The 23,611-nt window shown below is 61.1% G+C and carries 18 protein-coding genes and 1 pseudogene; 10 read left to right on the top strand and 9 right to left on the bottom strand.

Annotation, left to right across the window (positions count from 1 at the left end; genetic code table 11):
* Window positions 1–143 precede the first annotated feature (143 nt).
* On the bottom strand, window positions 144–914 hold the full coding sequence (locus tag U0029_RS04945; protein WP_012418161.1) for a sulfite exporter TauE/SafE family protein: 771 nt from the start codon (window positions 912–914) through the stop codon (window positions 144–146).
* Window positions 911–1,792 (bottom strand): EamA family transporter, encoded by an 882-nt coding sequence (locus tag U0029_RS04940; RefSeq protein ID WP_012418162.1) that lies wholly within the window; start codon window positions 1,790–1,792, stop codon window positions 911–913. The genes U0029_RS04945 and U0029_RS04940 overlap by 4 nt, the downstream gene beginning before the upstream one ends.
* 158 nt (window positions 1,793–1,950) lie before the next feature.
* Here U0029_RS04940 and U0029_RS04935 point away from each other — a divergent pair, with 158 nt between their 5' ends.
* Window positions 1,951–2,241, top strand: coding sequence for an antibiotic biosynthesis monooxygenase family protein (locus U0029_RS04935; RefSeq protein WP_039052203.1), 291 nt, complete (start codon window positions 1,951–1,953; stop codon window positions 2,239–2,241).
* On the opposite strand, the gene U0029_RS04930 is transcribed toward U0029_RS04935, so the two are convergent.
* Window positions 2,234–2,587 (bottom strand): nucleotide pyrophosphohydrolase, encoded by a 354-nt coding sequence (locus U0029_RS04930; protein WP_039052202.1) that lies wholly within the window; start codon window positions 2,585–2,587, stop codon window positions 2,234–2,236. The genes U0029_RS04935 and U0029_RS04930 overlap by 8 nt on opposite strands.
* A 10-nt stretch (window positions 2,588–2,597) precedes the next feature.
* On the bottom strand, window positions 2,598–3,179 hold the full coding sequence (locus U0029_RS04925) for a 3'-5' exonuclease (RefSeq protein WP_169507436.1): 582 nt from the start codon (window positions 3,177–3,179) through the stop codon (window positions 2,598–2,600).
* A 161-nt stretch (window positions 3,180–3,340) separates the two neighbouring features.
* On the opposite strand from U0029_RS04925, the gene acnB reads away from it, so the two are divergent.
* Window positions 3,341–5,932, top strand: coding sequence for a bifunctional aconitate hydratase 2/2-methylisocitrate dehydratase (acnB, locus tag U0029_RS04920; protein ID WP_012418166.1), 2,592 nt, complete (start codon window positions 3,341–3,343; stop codon window positions 5,930–5,932).
* A 67-nt stretch (window positions 5,933–5,999) separates the two neighbouring features.
* Here the strand turns inward: acnB and U0029_RS04915 are convergent, their stop codons facing one another.
* Window positions 6,000–8,261: an FdhF/YdeP family oxidoreductase gene (locus U0029_RS04915; protein WP_114852349.1), complete on the bottom strand. Its 2,262-nt coding sequence runs from the start codon at window positions 8,259–8,261 to the stop codon at window positions 6,000–6,002.
* 145 nt (window positions 8,262–8,406) lie between these two features.
* On the opposite strand from U0029_RS04915, the gene U0029_RS04910 reads away from it, so the two are divergent.
* Window positions 8,407–9,057 (top strand): YoaK family protein, encoded by a 651-nt coding sequence (locus U0029_RS04910; protein WP_114852348.1) that lies wholly within the window; start codon window positions 8,407–8,409, stop codon window positions 9,055–9,057.
* 46 nt (window positions 9,058–9,103) lie between these two features.
* Here the strand turns inward: U0029_RS04910 and U0029_RS04905 are convergent, their stop codons facing one another.
* Entirely contained in the window at window positions 9,104–11,284 is a 2,181-nt protein-coding gene (locus U0029_RS04905) for a TonB-dependent receptor (protein ID WP_114852367.1), read from the bottom strand.
* Between the two features lie 286 nt (window positions 11,285–11,570).
* Between U0029_RS04905 and U0029_RS04900 the strand changes: the two genes are divergently transcribed.
* Together U0029_RS04900 and acnA are read left to right on the top strand one after the other, a co-directional pair.
* Window positions 11,571–12,173 (top strand): transglycosylase SLT domain-containing protein, encoded by a 603-nt coding sequence (locus tag U0029_RS04900; RefSeq protein WP_114852366.1) that lies wholly within the window; start codon window positions 11,571–11,573, stop codon window positions 12,171–12,173.
* Between the two features lie 237 nt (window positions 12,174–12,410).
* The gene (gene acnA, locus U0029_RS04895; protein WP_012418170.1) at window positions 12,411–15,116 is read left to right on the top strand and encodes an aconitate hydratase AcnA; all 2,706 of its coding nucleotides are present in this window, start codon (window positions 12,411–12,413) and stop codon (window positions 15,114–15,116) included.
* An 89-nt stretch (window positions 15,117–15,205) separates the two neighbouring features.
* Here the strand turns inward: acnA and U0029_RS04890 are convergent, their stop codons facing one another.
* A complete protein-coding gene (locus tag U0029_RS04890) occupies window positions 15,206–15,982 on the bottom strand; it encodes a DODA-type extradiol aromatic ring-opening family dioxygenase (RefSeq protein WP_114852347.1) in 777 nt (258 codons plus the stop codon).
* A 164-nt stretch (window positions 15,983–16,146) separates the two neighbouring features.
* On the opposite strand from U0029_RS04890, the gene U0029_RS04885 reads away from it, so the two are divergent.
* From U0029_RS04885 to U0029_RS04870, 4 genes are all read left to right on the top strand, one after another.
* A complete protein-coding gene (locus tag U0029_RS04885) occupies window positions 16,147–17,340 on the top strand; it encodes a DUF2863 family protein (RefSeq protein ID WP_012418172.1) in 1,194 nt (397 codons plus the stop codon).
* Window positions 17,341–17,347: 7 nt separating this feature from the next.
* Window positions 17,348–18,424: an elongation factor P maturation arginine rhamnosyltransferase EarP gene (gene earP, locus U0029_RS04880; protein WP_114852346.1), complete on the top strand. Its 1,077-nt coding sequence runs from the start codon at window positions 17,348–17,350 to the stop codon at window positions 18,422–18,424.
* A gap of 142 nt (window positions 18,425–18,566) precedes the next feature.
* The gene (gene efp, locus U0029_RS04875; protein ID WP_012418174.1) at window positions 18,567–19,124 is read left to right on the top strand and encodes an elongation factor P; all 558 of its coding nucleotides are present in this window, start codon (window positions 18,567–18,569) and stop codon (window positions 19,122–19,124) included.
* A 267-nt stretch (window positions 19,125–19,391) separates the two neighbouring features.
* The gene (locus U0029_RS04870) at window positions 19,392–20,126 is read left to right on the top strand and encodes an SDR family oxidoreductase (RefSeq protein WP_211308645.1); all 735 of its coding nucleotides are present in this window, start codon (window positions 19,392–19,394) and stop codon (window positions 20,124–20,126) included.
* Between the two features lie 84 nt (window positions 20,127–20,210).
* Here the strand turns inward: U0029_RS04870 and U0029_RS04865 are convergent.
* Together U0029_RS04865 and U0029_RS04860 are read right to left on the bottom strand one after the other, a co-directional pair.
* Window positions 20,211–21,206 (bottom strand): annotated as a pseudogene (locus U0029_RS04865) (porin).
* A gap of 163 nt (window positions 21,207–21,369) precedes the next feature.
* Entirely contained in the window at window positions 21,370–22,536 is a 1,167-nt protein-coding gene (locus tag U0029_RS04860; protein ID WP_114852343.1) for an MFS transporter, read from the bottom strand.
* 189 nt (window positions 22,537–22,725) lie between these two features.
* On the opposite strand from U0029_RS04860, the gene U0029_RS04855 reads away from it, so the two are divergent.
* The gene (locus tag U0029_RS04855) at window positions 22,726–23,610 is read left to right on the top strand and encodes a LysR family transcriptional regulator (protein WP_114852342.1); all 885 of its coding nucleotides are present in this window, start codon (window positions 22,726–22,728) and stop codon (window positions 23,608–23,610) included.
* Window position 23,611 lies beyond the last annotated feature (1 nt).

Below are 23,611 nucleotides of genomic sequence, written 5' to 3'. Positions count from 1 at the left end.
AGACGGCCCTGTGTGCTCGCCGAACACGGGGCTGAATGGGCGTGGACTCCGATTGGGCACTGCCGCCAGCGCTTTAGCGGAGCGCGCGCCGGCCAGACACTGCGGGCTGACATCCGCCTATTCTGCATCCGCTCAGCGCTGCGTCAGAACAGCGCTTGCAGCAGTTGCTGCGAGGTCGGCAGGAACAAACCTAGGCCTGCCGCGATCAGCAGCACAAAAACCATACGTTTGACGGTCTTGATCGAGTCTGCCGAGGCAAAGCGACGCACTAGCCAGGTCAACAACACCACGACGGGAAAGGCTTCCAGACTCATCCACAGGGTGTTGAGATGCAGACTGCCCTGCGCGCTCACCAGCCCCAGGCGCACGACAGAATTGACGGCAAAAATGACCAGCAAGGAATTACGAATGACGGCCAAAGGCAGCGGCTGGCGGTAAAGATGGTAAACCATAGGCGGTCCGGCGCTGGAAAAGAGGCCTCCCAGCAAGCCGGAGATCAGGCCGAAGAAAACAAAGACCGGCTTGCCTGAAACCTGTTTCAATTGGCGGGCCTGCAAGACCAGCATGAAAGCGCAGCCCAGAATCGTCAGGCCCAGCAGCCATTGCAGCCAGATTGACGTGCCGCTATCGATGAAGCCCAGCGCCGCCACACCCAGCGCCACACCGATCAGGCTGCTGCACAAGGCCGGACGCAACAAAGACCAATCGACCTGCGGCCGGTTTCGGCCGATCGCGACCAGCGCATTGATGAGCGTGAGAATGCTGACGGTATTCGACATATCCGGCAGCGGCGCCAGCGCAAACAGGCTGGCCAGCCCGAGCAGCACCAAACCGAAAGCAAAGCCGGTCATGGTTTGCGCGTAGGTTGCCAGCGCGACGGCCAAGAGAAAAATCACATGCTGGCTTGCGGTCATGCGCGGGCACTCCGCCAACCCGCATAAACATTCAGCGCCAGGCCGCTCAACACCAGTGCCGCCGCGCCCAGTTTCCAGCCAGGCAGCGGCTCATCCAGCAACAGCGCCGCCGACAGCATACCGAATACGGGCACAAGCAGAGCAAGAGGCGTGACCTGACTGGCGCGATGACGCACCAACAGCCAGTTCCATATTCCGAAGCCCAATAGCGTGTTGCCCAAAGCCTGCCAGAGCGTTGCGGCCCAGCCCGACCAAGTGGCGTCGCGCAAGGCATCCGCGATCTGTACCGGCCCATCGAGCAGCAGACTCAGCAAGGCTAGGGGCAGCGTAGCGAAGAGGCTGCTCCAGATGATGAAGCCCCCCATATTCACCCGCCCGACGCGGCGGACCACCGTGTTAGCGCAAGCCCAGCAACAGGCGGCAGCCAGCACCAGCCCCAAACCGCCAGGCGTCACAGCCGCCCCCGGATCGGCCACGCTGTGCCAACCCACGAGAATATAACCGCCGACCGCTAACAGCATGGCAAGATATTGCAGCGCGCGCAGCCTCTCACCGTTCAGGACAACGGCGATCAGAATAGTAAAGAACACTTGCGACTGTATGACCAGGGACGCCAGACCCGGCGAAATGCTGCCTTGCATCGCCCAGTAAAGCAGGCCGAACTGTCCAACCCCCAGCAGCATGCCGACCGAGGCCAGAGAGGTCCACGAGACCTGCGGCCTGCGCACGAGGAACAGCCAGGGCAACACGCTCAGCACAAAGCGCAGCGTCGCAAACAGAAAAGGGGGGAAGTCGGCCAAACCCCATTTGATGACGACGAAGTTGGTCCCCCAGATAAAGACCACAAAGACAGCCAACAACAAATGGGGCAATGGCATGGCGGCGCGGGGCAATGAGGAAAGTTCCCGAGTGTACCGAAGTGCACCAAGCCACGCTGAGCGCGCATTCAGCCAAGATTCAGCCTGTGACCGGAACGCGGCTTCGCGCTAGTATTTGGCAGCGCCCACACATGGGCGCTCACTATTGGAGAGTTGCCGTGATTCAAGAAATTGCCAAGATCCGTGTCAAACCAGGCCACGAGGCCGCCTTTGAGGCCGCCGTGCAGACGGCCCTGCCTTTGTTCGCACGCGCCAAAGGCTGCCACGGCGCCGCCCTGCATCGCGGAATTGAATCCCCGCAGGATTATGCGCTGGTCGTGCAGTGGGAAACGCTGGAGAACCACATGGTGGACTTCCGTAACTCGGCGGACTTCCAAGAGTGGCGCAAACTGGTGGGCGACCACTTCGCCGCTCCGCCGCAAGTGCACCACGAAACCAAGGTCATTTAGGCGCTTCGTTGTACTTGCGAGCGCTGCCCCGGAATACCCCCGCCGGATATTTGGCAGCGTTTTTCCGCATTTTGCGCTCGACCGCCTGGGCGATATCCATGTCCAGTTGGTCGGCCAGTGCAACCAGATACATCTGCACATCAGCAATTTCGTCCATCACGGCCTCGCGCTGACGATCATCCAGTTCGCGGGATTGCGCCTCGGTCAGCCATTGAAAAATGGCCACCAGCTCTCCGGCCTCGCCGGCCAGGGCCATCGCCAGATTCTTGGGTGTATGAAAAGGCTGCCACGCTCGTTCGGCACTAAAACGGCGCAAAGCCTGTTTGATATTTTCAAAATCTGACATCAGCACTCCCTCAATGACCCAGACGCGCCCGGGCGGCCAGGGCTACCGCGACCGTCGCACGCACGTCGGCCAGGGCCCGGTGAGTCGGCGTGGCAGCCCCCAGGTGTTCGGCAAGCATGCCGAGTTTGTGCGAGCGCAACTCTGGCCAGGCGCGGCGGGCGAGCAACAGTGTGCAATGCGTGTCGTTGTCGAAGGCTTGCCCACAGCGCGAGGCCGTGGCGCGCAGAAAACGGGTGTCAAAGGACGCATTGTGGAAAAACACGGGCGTCGTCCCGACAAAATCGCAAAAGGCCCGGAAAGCCTCATCAATAGGCTTGCCATCACGGATGACCTCCTGCTGAGAAATGCCGGTGAGCCGCGCAATAAAGCTAGGCACCCGGCCGTTGATGCGCACAAGCTGGCTGTACTCGCTGGCAATCTGCCCCTCGGTGTCGACCCGCACTGCAGCGAACTCGAGGATCTCACAGGCGTGCGCCGATAAACCGGTGGTTTCCAGGTCAGCGACGACAAAGGCGCTGCCCAAGGCGGTCAAGGCGCGGGAAGTGGTATCACTCTGGCGAGATTGACGATGAGCTGCGGAGAAATATGACAAGCCTGGCCCCGGCTAATTTAGAAGAGTTCTCATTGTAGGCCGCCGGGACGGCGTAACACTCAGACCACAGGTCTTATATAAGATATAAGACATTTGCCTGTAGCCGCTGTTGGTTCTAAAATGCGCACACTTCCTACCAACCGACACTACGCAGGCTTCTCATGCTGGAAACGTACCGCCAACAGGTGGCCGAACGCGCCGCACTGGGCATCCCCCCGCTGCCGCTTTCCGCCCAACAAACCGCCGACCTGATCGAGCTGCTGAAAAACCCGCCCGCCGGCGACGAACAGTTCCTGCTGGATCTGTTGACGCACCGCGTGCCCGCTGGCGTAGACGACGCCGCCAAGGTCAAGGCCTCTTATCTGGCCGCTGTCGCGCTGGGCAAGGAGTCGTGTGCACTGATCAGCCGCGCCAAGGCAACCGAACTGCTGGGCACCATGCTCGGCGGCTACAACATCGGTCCGCTGATCGAACTGCTGGATGACGCCGAGGTCGGCACGGTTGCCGCCGAAGGCCTGAAGAAAACCCTGCTGATGTTCGACGCCTTCCACGACGTGAAGGAAAAGGCCGACAAGGGTAACGCTAACGCCCGCGCCGTGCTGCAAAGCTGGGCAGACGCCGAATGGTTCACCAGCCGCCCCGAAGTGCCGGAAAGCCTGACCATTACGGTTTTCAAGGTTCCGGGCGAAACCAACACCGACGACCTGTCGCCGGCGCCTGACGCCACGACCCGCCCGGACATCCCGCTGCACGCGCTGGCGATGCTGAAGAACAAGCGTGAAGGCGCTAACTTCCAGCCCGAAGAAGACGGCAAGCGCGGTCCGGTCCGCTTCATCGAGTCGCTAAAAGAAAAGGGCCACCTGGTTGCTTACGTGGGCGACGTGGTCGGCACCGGCTCCTCGCGCAAGTCGGCCACCAATTCGGTGCTGTGGTTCACCGGCCAAGATATCCCCTTCGTGCCGAACAAGCGCTTTGGCGGTGTCTGCCTGGGCGGCAAAATTGCCCCCATCTTCTACAACACGATGGAAGATGCCGGCGCCCTGCCGATCGAGCTGGACGTTTCCAACATGGAAATGGGCGATGTGATCGAGCTGCGCCCCTACGACGGCAAGGCCCTGAAGAACGGCGAGGTAATCGCCGAGTTCGAAGTCAAATCGGATGTCCTGTTTGACGAAGTACGCGCCGGCGGCCGTATTCCGCTGATCATTGGCCGTGGCCTGACCGCTAAGGCTCGCGAAGCCCTGGGCCTGGCGCCCTCCACGCTGTTCCGCCTGCCCAAGAACCCGGTCGACACCGGCCGCGGTTTCAGCCTGGCCCAGAAGATGGTCGGCCGCGCCTGCGGTCTGCCGGAAGGCCAGGGCATCCGCCCGGGCACCTACTGCGAACCGAAGATGACTTCGGTGGGCAGCCAGGACACGACCGGCCCCATGACCCGCGACGAGCTCAAGGATCTGGCCTGCCTGGGCTTCTCGGCCGATCTGGTGATGCAGTCCTTCTGCCACACCGCTGCCTATCCCAAGCCGGTTGATGTCAAGACGCACCACACGCTGCCGCAGTTCATCAGCACCCGTGGCGGCATTTCGCTGCGCCCTGGCGACGGCGTGATCCATTCCTGGCTCAACCGCATGCTGTTGCCCGACACGGTGGGCACTGGCGGCGACTCGCACACCCGCTTCCCGATCGGCATCTCGTTCCCGGCAGGTTCCGGCCTAGTGGCATTCGCCGCCGCTACCGGCGTCATGCCGCTGGACATGCCGGAATCGGTGCTGGTGCGCTTCAAGGGCAAGATGCAGCCCGGCGTCACCCTGCGCGATCTGGTCAACGCCATTCCCTTGTACGCCATCAAGCAAGGCATGTTGACGGTGGCCAAGCAAGGCAAGAAGAACATCTTCTCCGGCCGCATTCTGGAAATCGAAGGTCTGCCCGATCTCAAGGTCGAGCAAGCCTTTGAGCTGTCCGACGCTTCCGCCGAACGTTCGGCGGCCGGCTGCTCGGTGCGCCTCAACAAAGAGCCGATCATCGAGTACATCAACAGCAACATCGTGATGTTGAAGTGGATGATCGCCAACGGCTATGAAGACGAACGCTCGATTACCCGCCGTATCAAGGCCATGGAAGCCTGGCTGGCAGACCCCAAGCTGCTGGAACCGGATGCCGACGCCGACTATGCGGCCGTGATCGAAATCGATCTGGCCGATATCCACGAACCCATCGTTGCATGCCCGAACGACCCCGACGACGTCAAGACGCTGAGCGATGTGGCCGGCGCCAAGATCGACGAAGTGTTTATCGGTAGCTGCATGACCAACATCGGCCATTTCCGCGCGGCATCCAAGCTGCTGGAAGGCAAGCGCGATATTCCGGTCAAGCTGTGGGTGGCTCCCCCGACCAAGATGGACGCTCAGCAACTGACGGAAGAAGGCCATTACGGCGTCTTCGGCACCGCTGGCGCCCGTACGGAAATGCCGGGCTGCTCGCTGTGCATGGGCAACCAGGCGCAGGTGCGCGAAGGCGCGACCGTCATGTCGACTAGCACCCGCAACTTCCCGAACCGTTTGGGCAAGAACACCAACGTGTATCTGGGCTCTGCCGAACTGGCCGCCATCTGCTCGCGTCTGGGCCGCATCCCGACGAAGGAAGAGTACATGTCGGATATGGGCGTCATCAACAAGAGCGGCGACCAGATCTACAAGTACCTGAACTTCGATCAGATCGCTGACTACAAGGACGTCGCGGACTCGGTTCCGGTCTAAGCCGTCTCGCAAAAGCAAAAAGCCCGCCAGTCTGTGACTGGCGGGCTTTTTGTTGTGCCGCGGCAGACTAGGCGGTCTTGCGGATCTGCACGGGCACGGATTTATAGCAGGGGATGCCGCTTAAAGGGTCCTGATAATCCAGCGGGCACAGATTATTGGCTTCGGGGAAGTAAGCGGCAGCCGATCCCGCCGAAATGTCGTGGCGGATGGCGGTCAATGTCAGGCGACGGTGTGTTTGACCGGTAAGCGCGGTGTTGATCTCGACTTTATCGCCATGCGCCAACCCCAAGCGCTGCATATCCTCTTCGTTCATGAACAGCACGTCGCGGCGCCCGAACACGCCCCGATAGCGATCGTCCATGCCATAGATCGTCGTGTTGTACTGATCGTGGCTGCGCACGGTCGTGAGTTTGAGCGTGTCCTTGAATTCGGGGTCTTCCTCCAAGCCAGGAAAAATCAAGAACTCGGCCTTGCCAGAGGCGGTTTTCCAGACGCGCTGCGCGGCAGCCAGCGTCAGGCGGAACCCACCCGGCACACGGATACGCGCGTTGTAGTCATGAAAATCAGGATAGATGCGCTCGATCAGGTCACGAATGCGGTCGTAGTCTTCGATCAGATGCAACCACGGCACGCGACTGTGGGGCAATGTGGCCTGCGCCATCCCGGCGATGATGGCCGGCTCGGAACGCAGATGGGCCGAAGCCGGCGGCAATTTGCCGCGTGAGGCATGCACCATGGACATCGAGTCTTCCACCGTGATGGCCTGAGCGCCGCTGGCCTGCACGTCGCTCTCGGTTCTGCCCAGCACGGGCAACACGATGACCTCCTTGCCAATCAGTAAGTGCGAACGGTTGAGTTTGGTGTTCAGATGCACCGCCAGCGTCAGGCCACGCATGCCTTGCGCGCAACGCTCGGTATCGGGCATAGCGATGGCGAAATTGCCGCCCAGGCAGATCAATACCTTGCTACGCCCGTCGCTGATGGCCCGCATGGCATTGCCGGCATTGTGGCCGGGGCGCTCTGGCGGGCGGAAACCAAAGGTTTTCTCGATATTGTCGAACATCACCGGATCAATGAGTTCGGTAATGCCGACCGAGCGGTTGCCTTGCACATTGGAGTGACCGCGCAAAGGACAGATACCTGCGCCGGGCTTGCCGATATTGCCGCGCAGCAGCAGCAGGGCCGCAGTCTGCTGCACATTGTGCGCGCCGGTGCTGTGCTGGGTAATGCCCATGCCATAGCTGATGATGGTCGCCTTGGACTTGGCGTAGGCCTGAGCCACGGCCTGCATGTCATCACGGCTCAGGCCGCTATGCCGCTCCAGTTCATCCCAGGACGTGGCTTCGAGATCCGCTCGAAACTCCTCGAAACCATGGGTATGCTGGGCAATGAAGTCCCGGTCCAGGGTGCCCGGATGCTGCGCGTCTCGCTCCACCAGCGCCTTCATGATGCCCTTGAGTGCGGCGGCGTCGCCCCCCACCTTCACCTGGTAGTAGCTGGAGGCGATGCGTGTAGAGGTCAGCGTCGCCATTTCGGTGGGGCTTTGCGGATCAGCGAAGCGCTCCAGCGCTCGTTCCCGCAAAGGGTTGAGCACAATAATCGGAACGCCACGCTGGGAACAGTCATGCAGGGTGCCCATCATGCGCGGGTGATTGGTGCCTGGGTTGTGACCGATGCAGATAATCAGCTCGCACTGGTCAAAGTCATCCAGAGAAACCGTACCCTTACCTATGCCGATGGTCTTAGGCAGGCCCACGCTGGTGGGCTCGTGGCACATATTCGAGCAATCGGCAAGATTGTTAGTGCCGTACTCTCGCGCAAAAATATTGAACAGGAAGGAGCTCTCGTTCGACGCGCGCCCCGAGGTGTAAAACTCCACCGCATCCGGAGTGGCCTGCGCCTGCAACACCTGTGCAATCCGCGCATAGGCCGCATCCCATTCAATCGGTACGAACTTGTCGCTGGCCGCGTCATAAGTCATGGGATGTGTCAGCCGGCCGGCATCCTCCAGGGCATGATCGCTCCAGCCTAAGAGCTCGGTCACGGTGTGCTGGGCAAAAAACGCCGGATCGACGCGGCGCTGTGTCGCCTCCCAGGTGACGGCCTTGGCGCCGTTTTCACAGAACTCGAATGTGGAGGTGTATTTCTTGTCCGGCCAGGCACAGCCTGGACAATCGAATCCATCCGGCTTATTGGCGCGCAGCAGCAGCTCGGACCCCTCGGCGACACGCATCTGCTCTGCAATCGTGGCAGCGGTGGCTTTCAGAGCCCCCCAACCGCCCGCAGGCATGTGATAGGTGCGTACACCAGCGACTTTACGTTCGGTCATACGGAAGCTCTCCTCTCAACAATCGACGCGCCCTGCGGGCACAGATGGCACATGAGTTTTGGACACCTCCCCGACAGATATAACGTAGTTTGCAGGGCTGAGGCAAACCGGACGGCCCTGCACAGGCCTACGTTATGCTGCCGCGATGGATACACATCTGCGCTGCACGTCCTCCCTCCCCCTTCCCTTGGTGCTGCTGTGCCTGGCTTCCGGCTATATCGACGCGCTTGGCTACGCTTACCACGGCGTATTCGCAGCCAATATGACGGGCAATATCGTGCTGGTGGGCATGTCGCTGGCCCAGCATCAATGGACGACCGCAGTCAGCGGACTCTCGACGCTCGTACTGTTTTTTTTGGGAGCCCTGGCTGGCGGCTGCTTTACGCCGCAGCGCCAATGGTCGTATCAGCTGCCTCTGTTTACCGAGTGCGCGCTGCTGGTGGCGGCCTCTTGCCTTGATCCCGCCAGCTCGCTGTGGCTGGCCCTCACCGCCACGGCAATGGGCTTACAGGCCAGCGTGATCGTCGGCGTGGGAGGCAGTACTGTCAGCACAGTAGTCCTTACCAGCACCCTGGCGAAATTGGCCCGGCTGTCTGCGCGAGCCCTCTTCCTTGCCCCGTTTTTTGGCGCATCCAGCACGCCAAACGGTTCGCGCCTGCCACTGCTCATGGCCTGGAGCGCCTATTTTCTGGGGGCGGTGGCTGCGGGTCTATTGTTGACGGCAGATTGGGCCATGTGGGCGGGCACCGCCGCCGTCGCGGTGCTGCCGCTACAGCAATGGCGCTATCGCGGCTGAACGCCAGGCGCGGCGATGGCTTCGACCATCGCCGCGCCATGCAGCCTTAGAACTCTATCGCGGCCGTGAGCGTGAACGTGCGGGGCGCGCCCTGCACCAGATAACCGTTGTTGGGGTATCCCCCCACCGACGACCAATAGCCACGATTCGCGATGTTTTCGACGCGGGCGCGCCAGATGACGCTGTGGCCGCTGATGTCGGTCGAGTAGCGCAAGCCGGCATCAACGCGAGTCCAGCCAGGCACTTTTAGCCTGTTGGCGGCATCGGCATAAGAGGCGCCGGTGTACACCAGGCGGCTATCGAGCGTCAGCCCTTCGACGCCCGGAATATCCCACTCGGCGCCCAGATTGGCCTGGTATTGCGGCACACCGATGACACGCTTGCCATCGGTGGTGGCGCTGCCGGTGTCGCGCTGCTTGGCATTGAGCCAGGTCATGCCGCCCAACAAACGCACGCTTTGGGTAGCCTGGCCATAAAAGGTGAGCTCAAGACCATCGTGCCGATCGCGGCCAGCCTCGCTGAAGACTTGATCACTGTTGACATAGGCCCGGGGCTTTTCTGTCGTGAATACCGCAATGCCTGCGCCCAGGCCATCGCGCTCAACCTTAAGACCAAGCTCTTTCTGTTTGGCGACATAGGGTGACAACATCTCTCCGGCATTGCGGACCGGCAGACCATTGCTGTTATTGGGCGCGGTTTCGCCGGCTGTCAAGGCCTCGATGTAGTTGGCGTACAGCGACACCTCGGGGGTCAGGCGCCAGACGATGCCGGCGGCCGGCGAGTTGCGGCTTTGATCGTAGGCCTTGCCGCCCACACCGGTGTTATAGGCAAAATCACGGCTGTACAAGCGCTGATGGCGCACGCCTAACGTCAATTGCACGCGGTCGTCCAACACCGACAGGGTGTCGCCCAGCGCCAGGCTGGTCATCCGGACCCGGCCGGACAAGGCCGGATCGCCCAGGTCATTGCCAAACAGGGTGTTAGGGCTGAAAGCGGGTTGAGGAATACGCACAGGATGGTAGATATTGGTGGCCGTGGTGTTGCGCCAGTCCATTGCGTAGGCGTTTTTCTTTTCCAACTCGAAGTAAGAACCCGACACCACCAGATCATGTTTGACCGGACCGGTCTCCAGCTTGGCGCGCAGGCCGAGCTCTCCCGTATTGACGGTGTCTTTGCGCACATTGTCGAAGCGGTAGAACGTGCCATTGCCAGAGGCATCGACGCTGCCGATATTGGCCAGCGAGTTCTTCTCCTTGCTGTTGCGGTGGCCGTAGGCCGCGTAGGCGGTCAGCTTATCGGAGATATCGTATTCACCGCGCAAGGTGCCAAACACATCCCGCTCGTTGGAGTACGTCCAGTCCTGGGCATAGTTGGTGGTGGAGGACGGCGCGCTGGGCACCGACTTGATGCTTGAGTTCAGCGTGACATTCGGACGACCGCGCTTGATGCGATTGAACTGATAACCGATATCGGCCGAGAGACGGGCACGATCGTTGTGCCAGTCGAGCCCGAGCAGCGCAGCCGTAGTACGGCCGAATTCGCCGTCAACGGCGCTTTCGCCCCCACGCTGGCCTACGTTGATGCGAATGCCGGTGCTGTCATCGGGGCCGAAACGACGGGCGATATCGGCTGCGGTCTGGGCCGCGCCGCTCGAGGAAATGCCAGTCGTGAAACGGGTGAGCGGCTCGTTCGGAGCGCGCTTGGGCACCAGATTGATAGCGCCACCGATCCCCCCGCCCGTGGGCGGCGTGCCGGTCAGAAAGTTAGAAGCGCCACGCAGCACCTCGACCCGCTCGAAAAACTCGGAAGAGATGTACTGCCGCGGCATCAGACCATATAGCCCGTTATAGGCAATATCTTCGGAGCTGAGCAGGAAGCCGCGCACAAAGTACGACTCCTGAAAATTACCGAAACCCCGCGCCACCCGCACGCCCGGATCATTCTGCAAGACATCCGCGACGCTGCGCGCCTGGCGATCCGCGATCAGATCGCTGGTATAGCTGGTGATGGAAAACGGTGTCGCGAGGTTTTCCTTGGTGCCCAGGATGCCCGCGCGCGCCCCCGTAGCCACCTGGCCGCCAGCAAAAGCCGGGGCCAACCCCTGCGCGGAGGCATCAGCGCTCGCCTCCACCTTGATGGAGCCCAGAGTGACGGAAGGATCAGTTTGCGCGACGGCACTCAAAGGCAAGGCCACCGCCAGATAGGCGGCACTGGGGAGTTTCTTCATCATTCGTCCGTTCAATAGGAAAGTTCTGTCTTGACGCCCCACCCAGCCGCGGTGCTGCGCGGGGCAGGCGGAACCGATGCGATATCGGTGCGAGTTGAATAATAAACACGAATAACAATGATTCTTGTTATTAAGCTTATTTTCAGTATTTCGTCGCTCGCGCACAACATTTCCCGCCCCTCGGGCCGGCAGGGCAAAGATCGCAATGGGAGGCGATTGCGCTCAGATCAAGCCGTAAAATCCGGTAAAAATCCGATGACAGGGAAAAGCCAGATTGAAAACAATGATGCTCGGACGCTGGGGCGTGTTGCTATGCCTTGCGGCCCTGGCGGGCTGCGCCAGCACACGGCCCCCTGGCAATCCTGAAGATATCTGCGCCATTTTCCGCGAGAAGCCGCAATGGCATAACGCCGCCCTCAAGGCACAGGAAAAATGGGAGACGCCAGTACAAGTGCCGATCGCGATGATGTATCAGGAGTCAAGCTTCAAGCATGACGCCCTGCCCCCCCGCTACTATTTCCTGGGTTTCATACCCTGGGGCAGGGTTAGTTCGGCCTATGGTTACGCACAGGCCAAAGATGAAACCTGGGCGGATTACAAACGCGAGGCCGGGGGCTGGTTGTCGAGCCGGGACGATTTCGCAGACGCGATCGATTTCATGGCTTGGTATATGAGTAAAACCCAGCGCATCAACGGCGTGTCTAAATGGGATGCCTATGGCCAGTACCTGAACTATCACGAAGGCTGGACCGGCTATCGCAACCGCAGTTACGACCGCAAAACCTGGCTGCTGCGGGTGGCGCGGCAGGTACAGGTGCGCGCTGAGCGCTTCGCCGCCCAGTACCAAGGTTGCGAACGCGAACTTGGCCGTGGCGGCTGGTTGTTTTAGCGTAAAAACCCAGACTCCGGACAGGCGCAGGCTGTCGAAACTTGGTAATAATAGACATGAGGGACAGGCTCTGGCTGAACATGGCGGATAGGCTTTTGAACCTTTGACCGCCTTCCCTGGTCTTATATAAGATAAAAGACACCGCGATACGCGGGGCCTGTCGCCCGCAGCACTATGACCAACGCGCTAACCGTTGCAAAGAGGCGGTCTGGCGCAGCCACACAACCGGAGTTCGTCATGCCGCACAATACGCTCGACACCCTGAAGACCTTCAAGATCGGGAAGAATACCTGTCAGTACTACTCATTGCCGGCACTGGGCAAATCGCTGGGCATTGATGTTTCTCGCCTGCCGGTATCCATCCGTATCGTGCTGGAGTCCGTGCTGCGCAACTGTGATGGCCAAAAAGTCACCGAAGCCCATGTCCGCCAATTGGCCAATTGGCAGCCCAATGCACACCGCGAAGACGAAATCCCTTTTGTGGTCGCCCGTGTAGTGCTGCAGGATTTCACCGGCGTACCGCTGCTTGCCGATATTGCGGCCATGCGCTCGGTCGCCGAAAAAATGGGCAAGTCGCCCAAGCGCATCGAACCGCTGGTGCCGGTGGATCTGGTCGTAGATCACTCGGTCATGATCGACTATTTCGGCACCAAGCAGGCGCTCGATCTGAACATGAAGCTGGAGTTCCAGCGCAATCGCGAGCGCTACCAGTTCATGAAATGGGGCATGCAGGCTTTCGACACCTTTGGCGTCGTGCCGCCGGGATTCGGCATCGTGCACCAGGTCAACCTCGAATACCTGGCGCGCGGCGTGCACCAGGATAAAAAAACCGGCGTCTATTACCCCGACTCGCTGGTAGGCACCGATAGCCACACCACCATGATCAACGGCATTGGCGTGGTGGGCTGGGGCGTGGGCGGCATTGAAGCCGAGGCCGGTATGCTGGGTCAGCCGGTTTATTTCCTGACACCGGATGTGGTGGGCGTCGAACTCAAGGGGCAGTTGCGTGGCGGCGTGACGGCCACCGACCTGGTGCTGACAATTACCGAAATGCTGCGCCGCGAGAAGGTGGTGGGCAAATTCGTCGAGTTCTGCGGCCCGGGCACCGCCAGCCTGTCGGTGACCGACCGCGCCACTATCGGCAACATGGCCCCCGAATACGGGGCGACGATGGGCTTTTTCCCGGTCGACGAGCGCACTATCGATTATTTCAAGGGCACTGGCCGCAGCGAAGAGGAAATCGCCGCCTTCGAGGCCTATTTCAAAGCCCAGAAGATGTTCGGCGTGCCCAAGGCCAAGGATATCGGCTACAGCAAGCTGCTGACGCTGGATCTTTCTACGGTGACCCCCTCGCTTGCCGGCCCCAAGCGCCCGCAAGACCGCATCGAAATCGGCAAGGTCAAAAACACCTTCATCGACCTGTTCTCCAAACCGGTGTCCGAAAACGGCTTCAACCAGCCGGCGGCAAAGCTGGCCGAAGTGTTCCCGACCAGCAAGGGCACCAAAATCAAGAATGGCGACATCCTGATTGCCGCCATTACGTCTTGCACCAACACCTCCAACCCGAGCGTGCTGCTGGCCGCCGGCCTGTTGGCCAAGAAGGCCGTCGAAGCCGGCCTGAAGGTGCCCAAGCACATCAAAACCTCGTTGGCCCCCGGATCGCGCGTGGTGACCGAATACCTGACCAAGACAGGCCTGCTGCCCTACCTGGAGAAGCTGGGTTTTGACGTTGCGGCCTATGGTTGCACCACCTGCATCGGCAACGCCGGCGATCTCACGCCCGACCTCAACGAGGCCATCGTCAACAATGACCTCGTGTGCGCGGCCGTGTTGTCTGGCAACCGCAACTTCGAAGCCCGCATTCACCCGAACATCAAGGCCAACTTCCTGGCCTCGCCGCCGCTGGTCGTCGCGTACGCGCTGGCCGGCACCATCACCCGCGACCTGATGACCGAGCCCGTGGGCCGAGGCAAAAATGGCGATGTCTGGCTGGGCGATATCTGGCCCTCGACAGAGGAAATCGACGCACTGCTGAAGTACGCCATGAACCCCGAGGTGTTCAAGGAGAACTACAGCCAGGTCAAGAGCAAGCCGGGCAAATTGTGGGAGAACATCCAAGGCGTCACGGGCGAGACCTATAACTGGCCCGCCTCGACCTATATCGCCGAACCGCCCTTCTTCCAGGATTTCAGCATGACGCCGGGGTCGATCCCGGTGATCAAGGGCGCGCGCGCGCTGGGCATTTTCGGCGACTCAGTCACGACCGACCACATTTCACCGGCCGGCTCCATTAAGGAAACCTCACCCGCAGGCAAGTGGCTCAAAGAACATGGCGTGCAAAAAGCCGATTTCAACAGCTATGGCTCGCGCCGCGGCAACCATGAAATCATGATGCGCGGCACCTTCGCCAACGTGCGGATCAAGAACCTAATGATTCCGCCGCGCGCCGACGGCAGCCGCTTCGAAGGCGGCGAGACGCTGTTGCAGCCCTCGGGCGAGCAGATGTCCATCTATGACGCGGCCATGGCCTATGTCAGCCAGGGCACCCCCTCCGTGGTGTTCGGCGGTGAAGAATACGGCACAGGTTCTTCGCGCGACTGGGCGGCCAAGGGCACGCAATTGCTAGGCGTGAAAGCCGTCATCGCCCGCAGCTTCGAGCGCATTCATCGCAGCAATCTGGTCGGCATGGGCGTGCTGCCCCTGCAATTCAAGGGCGACGACAGCGCGCAGTCGCTGGGCATCAAGGGCGATGAAACCTTTGATATCTCGGGCCTGGAAAACGGGATCAAGCCCATGCAAGATGTCACGCTGACCATTCACCGCCACGACGGCAGCACACAGCAAGTCACTCTGCTGTTGCGCATCGATACGCCGATCGAGGTGGACTACTACCTGCACGGCGGCATTCTGCCCTTCGTGCTGCGTCAATTGCTGGCCGACTGACCCGGCTGCGCCCGAGCTGCGATCAACGCCCCGGACGCTGGATACCAGCGTCCGGGGCGTTTTCAAGTGCGGCCCCATGCCGCCGTGAACTAAACGCCAAACTGATAGGCGTCCATCGCCAGCGCCGCGTAGGTCACCTCATCGTTCAGCCGCTGCGCAGGCATGCCGCCCGCACCGAGCGCCACATACAGCGGCATCAGATGATCGTCATGCGGATGGGCCTGGTGGGCGCCCGGCGCGCGCACCTGCCAATCGAACAAGGCATCCAGATTTTCCGTTTCCAGATGCTGCGCGAACCATTGCTGGAAGGCCGTGACATAGGGCGCAGGCGGCGCCGTTTGCGGCATGCGCACGTCGCGCAGATTATGGGTCAAAGAACCCGAGCCGATAATCAGCACGCCCTGCTCCCGTAAGGGCGCCAGCGCGCGGCCTAGCTCATATTGCGCCCGGGCATCGCGTCCGGCATCCAGGGAGAGCTGTACCACAGGCACATCCGCCTGCGGATACAGGTAGCGCAGCGGCACCCAGGCGCCGTGATCCAGCGGACGGCGGGGGTCATCCACCGCATCGACCGAGGACGCGGCCAGCGCCTCACGCACGCGGGCGGCCAACGCAGGCGAGCCGGGCGGGCTGTATTGCAAGGCATAGAGTTCGGGCGGGAAGCCGCCAAAATCGTGCCAGGCGATCTGGCGATCGCGCGTAGACACGGCCAGCCCCTGCCCCATCCAATGAGGCGAAACCACCAGAATGCCGCTAGGTTTGCCCGCTTGACGGGCAGACCATTGGGCCAGGACAGCGCCAGTGCGGCCAGGGTCCACCGCGAGCATGGGCGATCCGTGGGAAACGAAGAGCACAGGCCAGGACATGGCTTTTCCTCCAACAAAATGATGTTGTTATTGTGATCGCACTGACTTTAGCAATAAATACCCTGTTTATTTATGATCTATTCCTAAACCGACAACAATTCCACGCTGCATACGCCGAGGGGAGGTAAACTACGCGGTTACGCATCTTTTGACCCTTCAACGTCATGGCCCGTACACGCAGCACCACCGCTTCTCGTTTGCCCCGCGATGCGACCCGCTTGATCAGTCTTGCCCAGGCCCTGCACCGCTCGGGCAGCCGGGTCGAAGATCTGTATTGGGAAGCCCTGCTCGCCGAAGCGATCGGCAAGCTGCTGCGTCCTGGCAGCGATGGTCCGCTCGAGGCGGCACTGGACCATCTGGCCCAGCAAGATATCGGCGCCTACGAAGTGCTCATAGAGCAAGCAGAAACCCTCTCGGAGTCGATGAAGGTCGAGAAAAACGGCCTACGCTACGACGTGCTGCTACTCGTCGCACCGATTGTGGCGTGGACGCGCTATGCCATCCCGACAGGCCCGATTCCCGCCGCTGCGCAAGAAGCGCTGCTGGCGCAATTGCACGGCCATATCCTGGCCGCAGACGCCCGTGTCGCCCTGCTGCCGCATCTGGTCAGCATCGATCAGATGCCGCGCACCTTTGCCGAGACAGCACAATGGATGCAGCGCCTGGCCAACCAGGCTTTGGGAGCCGCGCCGGCCCGCCCTATCATCAACGCCGAAGCCGAGACAGCCAATATGTTGGCCGACACGCGCTATCTGGTTGCTGCCGTGGCCGTGCCCGAACAGAGCGCCCTCTTTCGCTGGCAGGAATCCCCAGAGGACGCCAATCGCGACGCCTGCCTGGCCCGCTGGTCGGAGCAGGCCCTGCCCACACTGGCTGGGCTGCTACCTGGCTGCGGTCTGGAATGCCTGCTGCCGGACGCCTATTACGTTAGCAATCGCGAGGCAGACCGGCGTGTCCGTCCCCTGTCCTTGCGCGCCGCCCTTTCGTGGCTGGAAGGCGCCATCAATATGCCCGCCAGTCAGTTGCGAGCCGTCATCGCGGCCTGCGGTGAAAGCCACACCGAGGAATACCGCATCGGTTTCACGCCCCGCCATAGCAACGACGTGTATTACGGCTGCGTCTGGCCTATTTATGGCCGCGAAGAAGAACAGACTGCCGACGAAGACAATGCTGCGGAATCCGTGATCGCTGCGCTGCTAAAGGAGCTCGGCGTGGCCGAAGTCCGCCGTATTCCCGGCCGCCTGCAGGTGGAGTTCTGCGAAGACTGCGGCGCGCCGTATTTCCCCGATCCGCTGGGCGTGCTGGTCCACGCCGAACTGCCGGAAAACGCCGAGGCCGCTCCGGCCCAATTCCACTGATACGCGCATGCGAGCCGATATTTTCTGCCGTGTCGTCGATAACTTCGGCGATATCGGCGTGTGCTGGCGTCTGGCTCGCCGCCTGAGCCAAGGGCATGGCTGGCAGGTTCGCCTCTGGGTGGACGATCTCCATGCGTTCGCGCGCCTACAGGCCGAGGTTGATCCCGCCCTGGCGCGGCAGCGCGTTCAGCAAATCGACATCGTCGATTGGAACGATCTCACGGAACTGGAGCCAGGCGATGTAGTGATCGAAGCCTTTGCCTGTGATCCGCCCGCCCTTTTTCTGGCCGCGATGCGCAAGCGTCCGCCCGTGTGGATCAACCTGGAATACCTGAGCGCCGAAGCCTGGGTGGAGACCTGTCACGGCCTGCCTTCGCAACGCGCGGATGGCCTGGTGAAGCATTTTTTCTTTCCGGGCTTCACGCCCGCGACAGGCGGTCTGATACGAGAGCCTGGCCTGAGTCAGGAGCGCGATGCCTTACAGGCCAGCCGCCCCGCTCAGGATGCCTTCCTGCGCCGCCTGGGCGTGACGCGCCGCGATGCGGACAGCCGCACACTGACCCTGTTCTGCTATCCGCAAGCCCCCTATCTCGAACTGGCCCAAGCGCTGAGCCGGCAAACCACCCTCTTGATCGTGCCGGAAGGCGTGGCGCCAGGGCTGGCCTCTACCCCTGGCCTGCAGATCGCCCGCATTCCTTTCGTGGCGCAGCCTGACTTCGACCGCCTACTTTGGTGCGCCGACCTCAACTTCGTACGCGGCGAAGACTCCTTTGTGCGTGCGGCCTGGGCCGCGCGTCCGCTGGTTTGGCAGATTTATCCGCAAGAAGAAAATGCCCACCTGGAAAAGCTCAACGCCTGGCTGGCGCGCTATCCGGCGCCACCCGCCGCCCGTGCGCTATTCTCTCTCTGGAATCAGGAGACTGGCAGCGCACGCTGGCCGGATACCTTGCACGCAGCGCTGGAAGGCAGGGCTTGGGAGCAGTGGAAACAAGCCGCTCGCGACTGGGACGCGGGCTTCGCTGCACGCCCGGATTTGGGGGACGCACTGGTGGATTTCTGCGCGGACTTGGCTAAGACGCGATAGAATAGAGAGTTTTCTATACGTATGCTGGTGCGCACTGCGCCAGCGTAACTGACCTTTTTTGACAGCCTCCCGGGGCGCGCACGAGAACAACTCCGCGCGCACGCACGGCGAGCGCGTACTTTACCCCCCGGAGTTTTAATCGATGAAAACCGCTCAGGAATTGCGAGTCGGCAACGTGGTGATGGTTGGCAAGGACCCGCTCGTGGTCCAAAAGACCGAATACAACAAGTCCGGCCGTAACGCCGCCGTGGTCAAGCTGAAGTTCAAGAACCTGCTTACCGGTTCGGCCAGCGAGTCCGTCTACAAGGCTGACGAAAAATTCGACATCGTTATGCTCGAGCGCAAGGAGTGCACCTACTCCTACTTCGGCGACCCGATGTATGTCTTCATGGATGCCGACTACAACCAGTATGAAATCGAGGCCGATAGCATGGGCGATGCCCTGAACTACCTCGAAGAAGCCATGCCGGTCGAAGTGGTGTTCTATGACGGCCGCGCCATCTCGGTCGAACTGCCGACTATCCTGGTCCGCGAAATCACCTACACCGAGCCGGCTGTGCGTGGCGACACCTCGGGCAAGGTGCTCAAGCCTGCCAAGATCAACACCGGCTACGAACTGCAAGTGCCGCTGTTCTGCGCCATCGGCGACAAGATCGAAATCGATACGCGTACCAACGAGTACCGTAGCCGCGTCAACTAAGCTGCAAAGCCGGTTGCCCAAAAGCCCGCCGATAGCTCGGCGGGCTTTTTTTATGTTGCGCTGCCCCCACGGCATGGACACAAGCACACCGGCCTTGCCGTCCTGCTTCAGGCAGCGGCTGCACGTGGAGATTGCCTTCTTCCATGTAAATCCCTAAGTTGTACATCCGGGAGAGAAAAATCCACGCTTTTCATGGCGGTATCGCCCTGAGATCGGCTCTCATCGGCAACAAGCCATCTGTGAAAGTTCTTTATTGAGGGAGCTGTCATGAGCACTATCCGCAAGCCATTGATTGTCATTACGGGCGCGAGCTCCGGCATAGGCCTGGCCACGGCCCGTTTGTTTTCATCATGGGGCCATCCCCTGCTGTTACTGGCCCGACGGCTCGAGAAGATGCAGGCGCTGAGCCTGCCCAATGCCTGCGTGTTGTCTGTGGATGTGACCGATCGCGCCGCCTTGGTCGCTGCGGTACAGGAAGGCGAAAAACGCTTTGGCCCGGCCGACGCCATCGTTAACAACGCGGGCGTCATGCTACTGGGCGAGATCACGAACCAGGACCCGGAGCAGTGGGACCGCATGCTGGATGTGAATGTCAAAGGGGTGCTCAACGGCGCGCATGCCGTGGCCAAGGGCATGACCGAGCGCAGGCGCGGCAGCATCATCAATATCAGCTCAGTGGCGGGCCGCAAGACCTTCCCCAACCACGTCGCCTATGTCGGCAGCAAGTTCGCCGTTCATGGTCTGTCGGAGAACCTGCGTGAGGAACTGTCCGTACATAATGTGCGTGTGACGACGATTGCGCCGGGCGCGGTAGAAACCGAGCTGCTGGGACACACCACCGACGAAAACATCAAGACCAGTTATGAGGCCTGGAAGCGGGAAATAGGCGGCAAGGTGCTGTCTGCCGAGGACGTGGCCAACGCGGTCTATTATGCCTATTCGCAGCCGGAGGGGGTGTGCATACGCGAGATCGTCCTTGCCGCCACGCGCCAGCAAGCCTAGCCATCGCCCCGTAAAAAGCGATCGATTCGCAGCCAAACGGCGGCCAAACCGCAACCACCGCCTTGCCGCGTTTGCTGCGCTTAACTAAAAGCGATGCCGCATGCCCAGCGCGATGACTCGGCGCGACAAGATGCCGCCACTGCGCTGGATGGCATAGACATAGAGATTGCTACGTTTGGATAGGTCATATTGATACCCTAACGCGACGCTCTTGAGCTCAATGCCCACGGATCGCTGCACCGCGAGCCGCAGTATGCCATTCGAGGTCATGCGGTAATGCGCGCCGGCGATGAAGGCCGAGGAGCGGCGGCGATCCTTGGCAGGCCCCCGATTAGGGTTGACCAGCAAGCCGTAGTTCACACTCCACCCGAAATTGTCGGTCGCATAGGCCACGCCGGTCTGCCAGTTACGGGTGCGGCGGCGGTCCTGCCCTTCAGGGATCAGGCCATCGAGGGTCAACCCGGCTGTCCATTCGTTTTTGGCGTATTGCAGACCCGCCGTGAAAACACGGTCATTGGGATTCTTCAGTGGCCTGCCCATGCTGTCGGTTTAGGTGGTGTCGCCGTCCCCGACACGAAAACTGTAGCCCGCCGCCGCCTTGAAGCCCGCCAGCGCCGGCGAGTAGTAGATGACCGACTGATTCATCCGGGCGGCGCGGCCGGTGTCGCCATGCCCGGTCGGTATGATGCTGTCACCTGCGCCGCCCCATCCGCCGTCGAAGCCTTCATCGAAGCTGCCCCACTGACTGCCCAACACCGGCTGGCGGCCAAGACGCAACTCTCCCGGTGGCCCGGAAAACGACAGCCAGGACACGCTATTGAATAGACGCCCATCGATCAGGCTTTTGCCATTGCCCGCGTTAAAGACGTCTTGCAGCCTGAAGGCGGCCATCCAGCCGCCCCCCAGGCCTTCGCTGCCAGATAGCGTGATGCGGGAGGCGGACTGGCCGCCGCTGCGCGTCGTGAGACGGCTGTTGTCAGCACCCTGAAGATAGCTGAAGCCCATATCAACCAGGCCGCTCAACGTCAATGTGCTGTCTTGCGGACCCGGCGCCGCAAACGCCAGACATGGGGTCAACATCATGGCCTCCACCAGCAATCCATATTGGCTCGCTCGCATGCTTGTGTCCGTTTTGGAATTTTGGGAGACTCAGTTTGCGCAGCAAACGGGACCATCAGACTTCAGAACTCCCAGTATCAGAAATGATGAGATAGCTGAGAAACCCTCGATTGCAACGACGGCATCAGATGCGCGCCGCGGGAAAAGCGTGATGACGCCCCGCCCAGATCCTCATCCAGGCCAGGATCAACAACAGCAGCAGCGCGGGCGAAAACGCAGCCACGCCCAGGCGCTCAAGCAACAGGCCTCCCGCCAACCCGCCGCCCGCAATCGCCACATTCCAGGCCGTGACCAGCATGGATTGGGCAACATCCGCCGCATCGCCCGCCGCTTGAGCCAAAGCAGTCTGAAACAAAGTTGCCGCGCCGCCGAAGGCCAGCCCCCATACCGCCACGGCCAGGTAAATCAGGGCCGGCGCTCCCCCCGCCACCCCCAGCATCAGCGCAGCCAATCCGAATAAGGCCGTGCTGGCCAGCGTAAGGCCGCGAAGATGTCGGTCGATCCGCGCACCGATGATCCAGATGCTGAGCAGCGAGGCCAGTCCAAACACCAGCAAAACCAGGCCTGCGCGCCCGGCCATGCCCTGCGAAACCAAAAACGGCGCGATATAGGTGTAGAGGATGTTATGCGCAAGCACAAAAGCCAGGACGACGAACAACACCGAACGCACGCCAGGCAGACACAGCACGGCTCCCAAGGGCAGGCGGCGGCCGGCCCCCTGCCCGGGAAAGTCAGGAAGCTGCACGCGTATCCACAACATGAGCATGAGGGCCAGCACGCTCATTGCCCCAAAGCAGATACGCCAGTCCACCCATTGCCCCAACAGGGTTCCGGCCGGAACGCCGAGCGACAAGGCCAGCGGCGCCCCTAGCATCGCGATAGCGATGGCTCGCCCGCGCTGATGCGGCGATACCATTCGGGCCGCATAACCCGCCAGCAGCGCCCATAGCAAACCGGCGCTGACACCCGCAAGCAGACGCGCCACCATGATGGTCATATAGCTGACAAACAGCGTAGTGACCGTGTTGGCGACCACAAAGCCGCCAATGGCTGCCAGCAACAAGGGACGACGCCGTATCCCTTGCGTCACGGCAGTCAGCGGGATAGCCGCCACGAGGGAACCCATGGCGTAAATGGTGACCGTCTGGCCGACCCACGCTTCGGAGACGGCCAGGTCTCGCGCCATTTGCGGCAACAAACCTGCCGGCAAGGCCTCGGTAAGAATGGTGAGGAAAGCGGCCATCGCCAAAGCCAGCAAAGCACCAATAGGAAGGCGTTCTGGACGCATCATTGCCCCTCCCTCACCTGAAAAAAACCCTCGCGGATTCTGATCGCAATACCCCGCAAAAAAAACAGCAACCCTCATAACGCCCCCGCCATGTCTCGAAAGTGCCGTCACAATAGGGCTCGCAGCATTAAAGAAAAAGCAGGGTACAGTTCCTTTAACTACGGACTACATAGTCCTGAATAAGGTCGCGACATGGATAGTCTCAGCGGGTTTGTGGTGTTTGTGCAGGTTGCCGAAACGCGCAGCTTTGTCACTGCTGCGCGCCTGCTCGGCATCTCGGCCTCGGCCGTCGGCAAAAGCGTGGCGCGGCTAGAAGAAAAGCTCGGGGTACGTCTGTTTCATCGCAGCACGCGCAGCATCACACTGACCGCCGAAGGCGTGCTATTTTTGGAACGCTGCCGCCGCATTCTCAGCGAAATCGAAGCCGCAGAAACCGAGCTGTCTCAGGCCAGTGCCCTGCCTCGCGGCCGCCTGCGCGTCAGCCTGCCGCTGGTCAGCTCCCTGGTGCTGCCCGTGCTGGGCGACTTCATGCGCCAATATCCAGACATTGAACTGGATCTGGACTTCACCGACAGAAGCGTCGATGTGATCGAAGAGGGATTTGACGCAGTCGTCAGAGCCGGAGCGCCCAAGGACTCGCGTTTGTCGGCACGCAAGCTAGGCACCTTCCGTTTTCTGGTCGTGGCCTCGCCCGAGTACCTGGCAAGGCGAGGCACGCCTGCCACGCCGCAAGACCTCTTGCAGCACAGTTGTCTGCACTACCGTATCCCAAACACCGGCAAGCTGGAGACCTGGGCATTGCGGCTCACCGCTAATGCGCCCGCGCTCACCCTCCCGACTTCGATGATCTGCAACAACATCGAGACCCGGTTGTGCTTCGCCCTGCAGGGCCTGGGCATCGCCTATCTACCCGACTTCGCCGTCCGCCAGCCGCTGACGAATGGCGATTTGCGCATTATCCTGGCCGACCATGTGGAGCGCAGCGGCGTTTTCAACGTGTTATGGCCAGCCAACAAACATCCATCACCCAAGCTGCGAGCCCTGATCGATTTCCTGTCCACCCGGGTATTCCCGTAAA

Origin of the sequence: Bordetella avium, assembly GCF_034424645.1 — a bacterium.
Classification (GTDB): domain Bacteria; phylum Pseudomonadota; class Gammaproteobacteria; order Burkholderiales; family Burkholderiaceae_B; genus Bordetella; species Bordetella avium.
Note: the sequence above shows the minus strand (reverse complement) of the source record. Positions and strands in the feature narration are given on the sequence as shown.